The sequence below is a fragment of the Romboutsia sp. 1001713B170131_170501_G6 genome, assembly GCF_015668195.1.
GTDB lineage: Bacteria > Bacillota > Clostridia > Peptostreptococcales > Peptostreptococcaceae > Romboutsia_C.
The window spans coordinates 40,981-54,327 of the sequence record NZ_JADPFC010000008.1; the positions used below are offsets into that span (position 1 = coordinate 40,981).

13 protein-coding genes are annotated in these 13,347 nt (G+C 29.4%); all 13 read right to left on the reverse strand.

The window, feature by feature from the left end:
- Positions 1-156: 156 nt before the first annotated feature.
- Complete coding sequence (locus I4U89_RS13285) at positions 157-696, reverse strand: stage V sporulation T C-terminal domain-containing protein (RefSeq protein ID WP_195940814.1); 540 nt, start codon at positions 694-696, stop codon at positions 157-159.
- Positions 697-795: 99 nt separating this feature from the next.
- Positions 796-1,800: a peptidylprolyl isomerase gene (locus tag I4U89_RS13290; protein WP_195940815.1), complete on the reverse strand. Its 1,005-nt coding sequence runs from the start codon at positions 1,798-1,800 to the stop codon at positions 796-798.
- Between the two features lie 19 nt (positions 1,801-1,819).
- Complete coding sequence (gene mfd / locus I4U89_RS13295) at positions 1,820-5,206, reverse strand: transcription-repair coupling factor (RefSeq protein ID WP_195940816.1); 3,387 nt, start codon at positions 5,204-5,206, stop codon at positions 1,820-1,822.
- A 15-nt stretch (positions 5,207-5,221) separates the two neighbouring features.
- Complete coding sequence (gene pth, locus I4U89_RS13300) at positions 5,222-5,782, reverse strand: aminoacyl-tRNA hydrolase (RefSeq protein WP_092921454.1); 561 nt, start codon at positions 5,780-5,782, stop codon at positions 5,222-5,224.
- A gap of 142 nt (positions 5,783-5,924) precedes the next feature.
- Positions 5,925-6,425: a prepilin peptidase gene (locus I4U89_RS13305; protein ID WP_195940817.1), complete on the reverse strand. Its 501-nt coding sequence runs from the start codon at positions 6,423-6,425 to the stop codon at positions 5,925-5,927.
- Between the two features lie 77 nt (positions 6,426-6,502).
- Positions 6,503-7,261 carry a prepilin peptidase gene (locus tag I4U89_RS13310; RefSeq protein ID WP_195940818.1) on the reverse strand — a complete coding sequence of 253 codons (759 nt, stop codon included), beginning with the start codon at positions 7,259-7,261 and terminating at the stop codon, positions 6,503-6,505.
- A 37-nt stretch (positions 7,262-7,298) separates the two neighbouring features.
- Positions 7,299-7,475, reverse strand: coding sequence for a hypothetical protein (locus I4U89_RS13315; RefSeq protein WP_195940819.1), 177 nt, complete (start codon positions 7,473-7,475; stop codon positions 7,299-7,301).
- Positions 7,476-7,549: 74 nt separating this feature from the next.
- The gene (locus tag I4U89_RS13320; protein ID WP_195940820.1) at positions 7,550-8,614 is read right to left on the reverse strand and encodes a type IV pilus twitching motility protein PilT; all 1,065 of its coding nucleotides are present in this window, start codon (positions 8,612-8,614) and stop codon (positions 7,550-7,552) included.
- A gap of 109 nt (positions 8,615-8,723) precedes the next feature.
- Entirely contained in the window at positions 8,724-8,930 is a 207-nt protein-coding gene (locus tag I4U89_RS13325) for a hypothetical protein (RefSeq protein ID WP_195940821.1), read from the reverse strand.
- A gap of 291 nt (positions 8,931-9,221) precedes the next feature.
- The gene (locus I4U89_RS13330; RefSeq protein WP_195940822.1) at positions 9,222-10,172 is read right to left on the reverse strand and encodes a ribose-phosphate diphosphokinase; all 951 of its coding nucleotides are present in this window, start codon (positions 10,170-10,172) and stop codon (positions 9,222-9,224) included.
- Between the two features lie 87 nt (positions 10,173-10,259).
- Positions 10,260-11,633: a bifunctional UDP-N-acetylglucosamine diphosphorylase/glucosamine-1-phosphate N-acetyltransferase GlmU gene (glmU, locus tag I4U89_RS13335; RefSeq protein WP_195940823.1), complete on the reverse strand. Its 1,374-nt coding sequence runs from the start codon at positions 11,631-11,633 to the stop codon at positions 10,260-10,262.
- A 201-nt stretch (positions 11,634-11,834) separates the two neighbouring features.
- Positions 11,835-12,113 carry a septation regulator SpoVG gene (spoVG, locus tag I4U89_RS13340; RefSeq protein ID WP_092921465.1) on the reverse strand — a complete coding sequence of 93 codons (279 nt, stop codon included), beginning with the start codon at positions 12,111-12,113 and terminating at the stop codon, positions 11,835-11,837.
- 148 nt (positions 12,114-12,261) lie between these two features.
- On the reverse strand, positions 12,262-13,131 hold the full coding sequence (purR, locus tag I4U89_RS13345; protein WP_195940824.1) for a pur operon repressor: 870 nt from the start codon (positions 13,129-13,131) through the stop codon (positions 12,262-12,264).
- Between the last annotated feature and the right edge of the window lie 216 nt (positions 13,132-13,347).

A 13,347-nucleotide genomic window follows, 5' to 3' on the forward strand; every position in this document is an offset into this window, starting at 1 on the left:
TCCTAAACGATTTTGTATCTTAATCAAAATCACTTTTTTGCATATGTAAATCAATTGATATTACTTAAACTTATAGCTCCCTGCAATTAAAAAATATAGTTTAATATTCTCTATAAAAAAGACCCAAATTTATTTGGGTCTTTGACTTTATATCTGTTACTGAACTTGCTTTCCTAAGAAATTTGCTGCTATTTTTAATATTTTTTCTTCGGCTTCTGACATATCATCTGATTCTTTTGATACTAGTGCTATTGATCCTATACAGTCTCCTGATGAGCTTATTATAGGTATTATAATTTGTTTTTTATAATCCATGCTGTCATCTTTATGTAAAGGTATCAGCTTAGTATCCTTACTAGTTTTTGTTTCTCTATTTTCTATTAATTGTTCTAATTCATCACTTATACTTTTTTCTTTATATTCTTTTTTAGGCAATTTAGAAACAGCTATTATAGAATCTAAGTCTGTAACAACAACACCTAGACCAAGTGTTTCTCCTAAAGTTTCTGTGTATTCTTGAGAAAACTCATTTAACTCTCCAATTGGTGAGTATTTTTTTAGGATTACCTCTCCATCTTTAGCTGTGAATATTTCTAGAGGATCTCCTTCTCTTATTCTTAAAGTTTTTCTTATTTCTTTAGGAATAACAACTCTTCCTAAATCATCTATTCTTCTAACAATTCCTGTCGCTCTCATGTTTAGTTTATCCCTCCATAAATAACTTTAAGCTTATTTTTACCAATGATAAGAAAAATATACAAAAAAGACTATGCATAATTTGCATAGCCTTTATATTTATATTCTTATTTTGTCTAATACATCTTTATTTTTCTCTATTTTTGCTTCTTTTGTAAGTTTAGTTACTTGCTCAGTGAATTTTTCATTAAGTAGTATAGTTTTTATTGAGTCTTTTACATCATCATATGGAGTTTGTTCATTTACTTTATCTGTAACTTTTATTATATGGTATCCAAAACTACTCTCTACTATGTCTGATATTTCACCTGGCTTAAGATTAAATGCTGCTTTTTCAAATTCAGGAACCATCATTCCTTTGCTAAAGTATCCTAAATCTCCACCTTGTGCTGCCGAACCTGGATCATCAGAATTTTCTTTTGCAAGTTCTGAGAATTCTTCTCCTGATTTAGCTCTCTTAAGTAGATCTTCTGCTTTTTTCTTAGCTTCTTTTTTCTTTTCATCAGAAAGTGGTTTTCCATTTTTATCTTGTGTTGAAACTAATATATGTGATGCTTTAACTTCATCCTTGTAATAGTCTTTTTTATGGTCTTCATAGTACTTTTTCATTTCTTCATCAGATATTTTAGTATTCTTATCAAAATTTTCTTTGTAATTTTGAACAGCTAAGTCTTGTTCTTGTTGAGTTCTTAGAAATTCATCATTAGCTCCTATTTTTTCCATATCTTTCTTATACTCTTTATCTGAATCTATATTTTTCTTTAATTCATTATATTTTTTATCTACTTCTTCTTTAGTAGGTAGTAAATTATCTTTTTTTGCTTGTTCATATACTACTTCTACATTTATCATTTGGTCTAATATATTTTCTTTAAACTTATCTTTATATTTAACGCCTTTTTCAACTTCTGTATCCCATACATTTTTTCCATACATAGCCTCTACTGATTGCTTGTATAGAGCTAGAGTTGTTTCGTATTCGCTAACAGTTATCTTTTGGCCATTAACTGTAGCTACTGTACCATCACCTTTAGGTGAGTTTGAGCAAGCTGTGACAGATAACCCTACCATCATAGCCACTGCAACTGACATTAGTTTTTTCATTTGAACACCTCATTTAATTTTATTTTATACTACACATCTTTTCTAATAGTTCTTCCAACTCAACCACTATATTATACCCTATTTTTTCACTTGTTTTGTATCTTGTTATTGGAGCAAGTATTATTTCATCTTTTAACTGTCTAACTTTTTCTATCTTTAGCTTTTTACACAGTGTTTTTATATATGCTATTCTTAATAAACATTTAACAGATTTAGGTATATCAGAGAATCTATCCTCTAACTCCTCTTCTACTTCCTTCATATCTTCTTTATCTTCTATAGATGCAATTTTTTTATACATTTCTATTTTCATTAGCTCATCACTTATATAACTATCTGGTATATAAGCATTTACACTTAAATCTATTTCTACATCTATTTCTTCGATAATAGCCTCACCTTTAACCTTTTTAATAGCTTCATTTAACATCTTGACGTATAAATCATATCCTATTACAGCCATATGCCCATGTTGTTGAGATCCAAGTATATTTCCTGCACCTCTTATTTCAAGGTCCCTCATAGCTATTTTAAACCCAGAACCAAATTCTGTAAACTCCCTTATAGCTTTAAGTCTTTTCTCTGCTACTTCGCTTAGTACTTTATCCTTTTCATACATAAGATAAGCATAGCCTTGTCTTGAGCTTCTTCCTACCCTACCTCTTAACTGATAAAGTTGTGCAAGACCCATCTTATCCGCATCATATACTATCATAGTATTAGCATTAGATATATCCATACCAGTTTCTATTATAGTTGTACAAACCAATACATTATAATCTTTATTTAAGAAGCCTAATATTATATCTTCTAAAGCTTTAGAAGTCATTCTACCATGAGCTACGGCTACTTGAGCATCTGGTACTAAACGTTGTATCATACTAGCCATTTCTTCGATTCTTTCTACTCTGTTATATACAAAGAATACTTGACCTCCCCTTGCTAGCTCTCTCTCTATTTCATCTTGTATAACACTTTCTTTTGCTTCTGTAACATAAGTTATTACAGGATGTCTTTCTTGAGGTGGTTCTTCTATAACACTCATATCTCTTATTCCACTTAGAGACATATGTAGTGTTCTAGGTATAGGTGTTGCTGATAAAGTTAATACATCTACTGTTGATTTTATCTTTTTAAGAGCCTCTTTATGTCTTACTCCAAATCTTTGTTCTTCATCTATAACAACTAATCCTAGGTTAGGTAAGTTTATGTCCTTAGAAACTATTCTATGAGTACCTATAAGTACATCCACCAAACCTTTCTTAGCATCTTCAATTATTTGCTTTTGTTGCTTAGGAGTTTTAAATCTACTTAATACTTCTACTCTTATTGGGTAGTTATCAAAACGCTCCCTAAAAGTATTGTAATGCTGTTGAGCTAGTATTGTAGTCGGAACTAATACTGCAACCTGTTTTTGCTCCATACAGGCTTTAAAAATAGCTCTTATAGCTACTTCTGTTTTACCATATCCAACGTCTCCACAAACAAGTCTATCCATAACTTTATCTGATTCCATATCTTTTTTAGTGTCTTCTATGGCTTTTAATTGGTCATCTGTTTCTTGATGTGGGAATAATGATTCAAACTCTGACTGCCAAGGAGTGTCTTCAGAGAATTTATAACCTTTTACTTTTTCACGTTTAGCATATAGCTCTATAAGGTCTTTTGTCATATCCTCTATTTCTTTTTTAACCTTAGCTTTAGCCTTAGTCCATTCATTTGTTCCTAATTTATTAAGCTTTACTTTCTCTTCCTCTACTCCAATATACTTTTGGACTTTGTCCATTTGGTCTATTGGTACATATAAATTGTCTCCACCTTGATAGACTATTTTCATATAGTCTTTTTTTACGGCATTCACAGTTATTTGCTCTATTCCTGTGTATCTACCAACTCCATTATTTTCGTGTACAACATAATCTCCTACACTTAACTCTAAGAAAGATTCTATTTTTTTACCTTTTTTAGACTTTTTAGATTTAGATGACGAAGTTCTTTTATGTACACCTATCATTTCATTATCAGTTATAACCGCGTACTTTATAGATTTATACTCAAATCCACTACTTATACGAGCTGGTATTATTATTATTTGAGACGATTTTATCTCTATATCTCTACTTTCTGAGATAGTTGATTCAAGTCCTAAATCCAATAAATCTGAATTTAGTTTCTTAGCCCTATCAAGAGTATTAGTAGCTAAAATTATTTTATACCCGTTGTATTTTAATCTATTTAATTCTTCTACTAATACATCTACCTTAGCATTAAAGGTTGGTATTTCCCTAGCCTCAAAGTTTACAATTGATTTTATATTAAAATCATTTATAGGCTTTGGTAGTAAAGTGTTTATTACAAACTTTTTATTAGATGCAATAAATTCTAAATCTGAATAATGATATAAAAGTTTTCCTTGATTTTTAAGTGCCAATCCTCTTTCAAGATTTACCTTATAATTTTCTTTGAAAGTATGTATATAATTTTCACATCTTTCCTTAAGCCTACTTATATCACTTACAAATATTATTGCATCATCACTTAAATAATTAAAAATACTCTTATTTTCATCTGTATATATATAATCTATATAATTTTCTATCCCTTCAAAGTAAGTCTTATTGGATATCTTATCTATATTACCTAAAACATCATCATCTGTATGCTTACTAACTTCTTTTTTCATTCTAGCCACAGATTCATCTATTTTTTTAGGATATATAAACTCCCTAGACGGAGTTATAGAAAATTCTTGTATCTTTTCAATAGATTTTTGTGTAAAAACATCAAAAGTTCGTATAGATTCTATTTCATCATCAAATAGCTCAATACGAATTGGGTTTGTGTATTCTAGAGAGAATATATCTATTATTCCTCCCCTTATACTAAACTGACCAAAACCTTCTATCTTAGAAACTCTTTCATATCCTAACTCAACTAATCTTTCACTTAATGATTCTACATTTAGAATATCACCTATCTTATGCGTTGATATATTTTCTAAAAGAACGTCTTTAGGTATATATTTTTTTAAAGCAGCTTCAATAGATGTTACCAAAATTATATCCTCACCTTTAGCCAATTTTAGCAACACCTTTAATTTTCTAGCTTCTTCATTTCTATCCTTTGCATCTAAATGGTAGAAGTAAATATCTTGAAAACCTAAATACTCCACCTTATCCTTAATATAAAAGTTTAAATCATCATATACTTTTTTAGCCTCTAAATCACTACTTGTTATAATTATCATTTGTCTAGATAAGTCCTTGTATAGTGAATATGCTATATGAGGTTTTTGTACAGGTAAAAGCCCATTAATAAGTAATGAGCCTTTGTTTTTCTGTATAGAGTTTATAACTTCTTTATATTCTTTGGAATTTTGCAAAGGGTATACAAATACATCATTCATATTAATTCCCCCTCACTATCCATTATATTTATTCATAGATAAATCTATATCTTCCTTTATTATAGTCTCAACAGCATGATATGCTTTTTCAAGACCTCTTTCTAAATCATCGACTTCTTCTTTTCTAAATCTTGAAAGAACGAAATCTGCTAAATCTTGGCCTGGCATAGGCTTAGATACTCCAACTCTAACCCTTGGAAATTCTGTTGAACCTAAGCACTTAACGATTGATCTCATACCATTATGAGTTCCACCACTACCTTTTTTCCTTATTCTTAGTTTACCCACATCTAAGTCAATATCATCATATATTACTATTATATTGCTCAGATCTACCTTATAGTATTTATATATATCTATTAAAGTTTCACCACTTAAATTCATGTATGTTTGCGGCTTAACTAATAGAACTTTTTCAGAACCTATTCTTCCTTCTCCTATTAAGGCCTTATGCTTTATTTTCGTCACTGATATGTTATATTCCTTTGCAAGAATATCTATAACATCAAAACCAACATTATGTCTAGTTTTTTCATATTTCTTGCCTGGATTACCTAACCCTACTACTACGTACATATTTTGTCCTCCTCTATTTACTTATTATGCCAAAATATAAATTTAATATATCATAATTTGTTATTATTATTGTTATTGTTGCTAAAGATATAAATGGTGCAAATGGTATTTTTCTCATTTTATCACTTCTATATAAAAGTATCTATACTGAATACGGACAAGCTAAAATAAATGATATAGCAATTAAATACATTGAATAGTTATGCCCTAACACAAAACAACATAAGCAGTATACGCCTATGTCTCCTTGTCCCAATGATTTTGTTGTCGTGGCTAATATATATGGTACAATAAATCCTATTAATAGTGCAACTATGTGACTCATTGTATTAGTGTCATATTTTATCGTAATTAGAAAAACTACACCTTGAATTATTATACCACTAAGTACAGTTATATCATATATATATGTAGTGTGATAATCTATTATTGATATAACTATTATAAATGGTATTAGCGATATGTACTTTATTGACTCTGCGTTTATTCCATATTTATAGTAGATTAAAGACATTGATGACAGGTTTAATACGTAAATTATTATTGTATTTAGCTTATTTTGATTAAGTTCATCACATATTTTATATATTCTTTGATTGCATATATATGATGCTATTATTGAAATTAATACTATATATATCATAATCTAAACATAGTAATAGGGTCAATTTAATTATTGACCTTATTTATATTCTCTAATCATAAAAACAAATTCGTATACTAATCTATTATAGATGTTCCACATAGAACGGTAATTAATGCTCCTATGGATATGAATGGTCCATAAGGTATCATTGAATTATATTCTTTGTTTTTTATCTTGCTATATATTATAGTATAAACTCCGTAAATTGATCCTACATATACGCTTAATAATACTGTTAGTAGTCCGTATTTAACTCCTAAAAATAGTCCTACCATAACAAAAAGTTTGATGTCTCCTCCACCCATTACTTCTTTTTTTACTAATAGCTCTATTATGTAAATTAGTGCTAATGCACCACCTCCACAGATTAGCCCCCCTAATAAACTTTCCTTTAATCCTACTCCTTGTCCTAGGGTGTTAAAAGTCAGCACTCCTACAGCACCAAAGATTATTAACCTATCTGGTATTATATAGTGATCTATATCTATGAAGGTTATTATTACTAGTAGTGATACTAGTAATAAGTAGTATAATGTTATTGTGTTTAATCCGTATACTTTATATACTAATACAAATAATATCCCTGTTAGAAGTTCTACTAATGCATATCTTGGTGATATTTTTTGCTTACAATATCTGCATTTTCCTCCTAGAAAAGTCCAGCTTAGTACAGGTACTAAATCTAGTGGTTTTAGTCGTGTGTTGCAATTATAACAATGCGATGGTGGATTAGATATTGATTGTTTGTTTGGTATTCTATATATACATACGTTAAAGAAGCTACCAAAGATTATTCCAAAGATAAAAAATATAAATATATAATACACTTCCATCTGTAAATTTATCTCCTTTCCTAATTTTTTTATTATATTATAAATAGTTTACATACCATAAGTCGCATTTTAATTCTAGTATCAAATCTATATCATTCACTAAAGATTTTATTTTTTCCTCATCATATTTACCAATTTTATGTACATATTTAAATAACTCTATAGTTTTTATTTGAATATTAGCCACTTTATCTATAATTTTATTTTTAACCAATTTACCACTACTTGACTTTAATCTAACTATATCATCTCTAACATCCTCTAGAATGGATATAGTTCGTTACTTGGTTAATAATTAACCCCTCCAACTAATCTAGATGTGTATTCGTAGTCAGAACACCTACTTAATACACTATCTCTTGAGATTTTTCCTTGTCTGTATAAATTTACTAGCTCTTGATCCATTGACTTCATACCTAACTTAGAATTTGTTTGTATAATGTTTTGTATTTGGTATGTTTTATTTTCTCTTATTAAGTTTCTTATTGCTGGTGTAGTCACCATAACTTCTAATGCTACAACTCTATTTCTTCCATCTATAGTTTTTATTAGTTGCTGTGATATAATTCCTTCGCATACTGTTGATAATTGAGTTCTAATTTGTTGTTGCTGTTCCGCTGGGAACATATCAACTATTCTATCTATTGTCTTAGCTGAACCTACTGTATGTAAAGTTGAAAAAACTAAATGTCCTGTTTCTGCAGCAGTTAAAGCTATTGAAACAGTTTCAGTATCTCTCATTTCTCCTACTAAAATAACATCTGGATCTTGTCTAAGTGATGCTCTAAGTGCTGAGTTAAAGTTTTCTGTATCACTACCAATTTCTCTTTGGTTTACTATTCCTTTTTTGTGATGATGAACATATTCTATAGGATCTTCTAGTGTTATTATATGTTTTTCTTGAGCTGAATTTATTATATCTATTAAACTAGCTAAGGTTGTACTTTTACCACTTCCGGTTGGTCCTGTTACAAGCACTAACCCTTTATTCTTTTCTGCGAAAGTAACTATAACATCAGGTAACCCCAATGTTTTAAACGACGGTATTTGAGATGTTATAGTCCTTACGGCTATTGCATATTTCCCTTTTTGCTTATATGCATTTACTCTAAGTCTATCTCCACATTCAAGAGATATGGATAAGTCCACCTCTCCATGTTCTTCTAGAGTTTTAAATTTTTTATTTCCTGTTATTTCCCTGGCCATAATTTCAGTATCTTGTTCTGTTAAACTTTCTTCATTCAACTTTACGAAGCTTCCTTTTATCCTAGCTATCGGAGGACTATCTACTGTTATGTGTATATCTGAGGCTCCTAACTCTACTCCTATTTCTAATAAACTAAATATATTCATGGTTTCCTCCTCATATATTATGATTTTTTAATGTGTATTGGAATGGATTATACTCTTCTGATTTCTAGTCTTGAGACTTACCTGTATCAAACTTAAGAATATCTCTTTTTCAGTTATATGCTATAAATTGGATTTTAGCTAAAATATCTCCTTTTATATCTGTATAGATATCATATAAGTTCTCTATTCCTGAAATAACATCACTGATAAACAATCTTTTAAAATTTTGTATTATTTCTTCATTATGCTCATAATTTCCTGTAGTTAGTACATTATCTACTATCTTACCGAAATTTATTGAAGAGTAGTAATTCATAAAACCATTTACCTTATATAATCATCATATTTAGCATACTTAGATAATCGTACTAGAATATTTTCATATATGTTGAATTTTCTTCTTTCTATATTTCCATTTTATTACTTTAGAAATCATTTAAGCTAATATACATATTATCAATATCCTAAGTCTTTTTTTGCTTAATATTACCTGAATCATTTATTTAATCTGAAATTCTATATTAAACTTTATCAGATATTCTTTTATATCCATTTTCATTGCAACAAAACAAAAGGATACCTATATAGGTATCCTTTATCTATTTAACTAGAATAACTTACTAACTGACTCGTTAGCAAATATTTTCTTTATAGCATCTCCGAATAATGGAGCAACTGTTTCTATTTGAACTTTATCTATTTTCTTTTCTTCTGGAAGTTGTATAGTATCTAAAACTATTAATTCTTTTATTGCAGAGTTTTCTATTCTTTCCATAGCTGGTCCTGATAATACTCCGTGAGTACAACAAGCATATACATCTTTAACACCAAATTCTTTTAAAGCATTTGCTGCATTTGTTATAGTTCCCGCTGTATCTATCATGTCATCTAATAATATAACATTCTTACCTTGTACATCACCTATTATGTTCATTACTTCACATACGTTAGCTTTAGGTCTTCTCTTATCTATTATAGCTATTGGAACATCTCCGTTTAAGTTGTTAGCAAAGTTTCTTGATCTTGTTACACTTCCTAAATCAGGTGAAACTACTACTAAATCTTCTATATTCTTTTTGTTGAAGTAATCAGCTAGTATGCTTCCTCCTTGTAAATGATCTAGTGGTATATCAAAGTAACCTTGTATTTGTGCAGCATGTAAGTCCATAGTTAATACTCTGTCTGCACCTGCTGCTGTTATTAAGTTTGCAACTAATTTAGCTGTGATTGGATCTCTTGCCTTAGCTTTTCTGTCTTGTCTTGCATATCCGTAGTAAGGTATAACTGCTGTTATTCTTCCTGCTGATGCTCTTCTTAATGCATCTATTATTATTAATAATTCCATTAAGTTGTCATTAACTGGACTATTAGTTGATTGAACTACGAAAACATCACAACCTCTTACTGTTTCATTTATGTTTACGCTTATTTCACCATCACTGAATGTACCTACTTGACAGTCACATAATTCTACACCTATATGATCTGCTATTTTCTTAGCTAATTCATTAGATGCATTTCCTGATATTATTTTTATTTCGCTTCCGCTAGTGTTCATGTAAATCCTCCCAAAATTTTTGAAACTTTGTTTAATTTATTTAAAATCTAGGCTTTTGCCTAAAAAAAATAATAAGCTGTTTAGTTGCTATTTTTTATCCTTTTGATCTTTCTTCTCTACCCAACCTTCTTTGTTCACTTGTCTTTGTCTTGCTACTGCAAGTGCTCCTTGTGGAACATCATCTGTTATAGTTGAACCTGTTGCTACATATCCTTTTGCTTCTACTGTTACTGGTGCCACTAGGTTAGAGTTTGAACCTATGAATGCTCCATCTTTTACTATAGATTTTGCTTTGTTTTTACCATCATAGTTTACAAATACTACTCCACATCCTATGTTTACACCCTTTCCAACATGAGCATCTCCAATATATGCTAGGTGAGATGCTTTAGAATTATCTTCTATTGTAGCATTCTTAACTTCTACGAAGTCTCCTATCTTTACATTGTTACCTATATTACTCTTCGGTCTTAAATATGCATATGGCCCTACTGTAGTGTTTTCTCCTACTACACTATCAACTATAGTTGAATTTTTCACCTCTGTATAATCGCCAATTTCTGAATTTGTTATACTACAATTCATTCCAATTATACAGCTTGAACCTATTTTTGTGCTTCCCATTAACATAGTTCCTGGGTATATTACTGTATCATTTCCTATTTCAACTCCAGCTTCTATATATGTTGAATTAGTATCTATGATTGTTACTCCATTTACCATGTGAGATTCATTTATTCTTTGTCTCATTATTTGCTCTGCTCTAGATAACTCTACTCTTGAGTTTACTCCCATTAGTTCTTCTATTGTAGAACCATTGAAAGCTCCTACTTTAAGACCCTTATTTCTCATTATTTGTATAGTGTCTGTTAAGTAGTACTCTCCTTGTGCATTGTTGTTATCTAATAAATCTAAAGATTCTCTTAAACTCTTTCCATTGAAGCAGTATATTCCTGAGTTTATCTCTTTAGCTAACTTTTCTTCTTCTGAAGCATCTTTTTGCTCTACTATTTTTAGTAAATCTGAATTTTCATCTCTGATTATTCTTCCATACCCTGTTGGATTGTCTACTACTGTTGTAAGCACTGTTGTGTGATACTCATTTTCTATGTGATAATCGAATAGTTTTTTAAGTGTTTCTTCTTTTACTAAAGGTGTGTCTCCGCATAATACTACAATTATATCTTCATCATTTATGTATTCTTTAGCCATCATAACAGCATGACCAGTACCTAATTGCTCTGTTTGCATTGCTATCATTGTATGTTCTGGTAGTTTTGATTTTACTACTTCGCTTTCGTGGCCTAATATTGCTACTATATCGTTAACCCCTGAATTTTTACATACATCTATTACGTGGTTAACCATTTCTTTTCCACATACTTTATGAATTACTTTTGGAAATTTAGACTTCATTCTTGTTCCTTTTCCTGCTGCAAGGATTATAGATTTAAAGTTCATTTCTCCACTCCATTCTTTATAACTATTTTATCTATGTTATTATATTATGTATATAATATAGTTTGTATACAATACTTTGTTACTACTAATTAATATAACACCTTTTGTCAAAAAAGTATACATTTAAACAAAAATTTTAAATATAAAAAAGAGTCGAATAGTTCGACTCTTTATAATAAACAATAAAAAAATTCTATATAATTATTCAGCTGCAACTTCTAATTGAGCAACTGCTTCATGATATGCATTTAATACTGCATCTTCTAATACTTGTCTCATCTCTGCATTTATTGGATGAGCTATATCCCTGAAATTACCTTCCCCTATTTTTCTACTTGGCATAGCGATGAATAATCCATTATGTCCTTCTATAACCTTTATATCATGCACAACAAATAAGTTGTTAAAAGTTATAGATACTATACACTTCATTTTTCCTTCGTCAGTTATTTTTCTTATTCTTACGTCAGTTATCTTCATCCTTTTATATCCCCCTTTTGAATTTGACAAATTAATGTATTTATAAATTTTATATATATATTTTCTTATAGTTTAGTATTCTATTAAATATTTGAATATCCTTTTTTATTTTTTGAAAATTTATAGTTTTTGTAAATTTATTATTTACCTAATCTTCTATGATTTCTTCTATATCACAGTCCCCTTCGACAAATTCTTTTTGGTATTCGTCTTTAAATGTCTTTAAATTTGGTTCTACTATTATATTATCTCCATTTACATCTAATTGAATTAAAGATATATAATCTTTTACCATTTTTTCTTCTGGCTTCATTGTAGATATAAATACTCCCGTTCCTATAACTTCCGCTCCAAATTCACTCATAAGATCTGTCATACCTTTGATTGTACCTCCACCTCTCATGAAGTCATCTATTAATATAACTTTACTATTTGGCTTAACTGCTCTTCTTGGTAAGCTCATACTTTCCACTTTAGAAGTATTTCCACTAACATAAGTCATACTTAGTGTAGGTCCTTCTGACACTTTTATATCTTTTCTTATTATAACAAGTGGTAAATTCATTGCTTTAGCTGTCATAAGAGCCATTGGAATTCCCTTAGTTTCCATTGTAACTACACAGTCAGCTTCTGCATAATCTATATTTGATGCAAATATCTTACCTATTTTTGATGCTATAGTAGGATCATATATTAAGTCTATTAAATATAAAAATCCTCCTGATAATACTCTAGATTCGTCACTTATTTTTTGACATAATTCCATTAAAAATTCTTCATTTTCTGCTTTTGATGTTTTTGGTATATATTTTACTCCACCAGCCGCTCCTGATATTGTTATTACTTTCCCTAGTTCTAATTTTTCAAAAACATTTTTTACTACTATTAGATCTTCACTTATTGTAGATTTAGCAGCATTAAATTTATTTGTAAAATAGCCTAATGTAAATATCTTATTTGGATTGTCCGACAATATCTTTACTATGGCACCAATTCTTTCCGTTCTTTTAAATTTCATGCATTTAACCTCCTACGATTGCAGCTTCTTCTATATAAACTAAATAATGCATAACCATGTTTATTATGGTATAATAATGGTTATGTTTTAAGCAATTTTTTAATATATTGTATATGTAATATAGTATATGTATATTAATCATAAAATATTGAACATTATACTATTATACCACAAACATAGTTCATATTGTAGGGCTTAATTAAAAGAAAGGTGGTT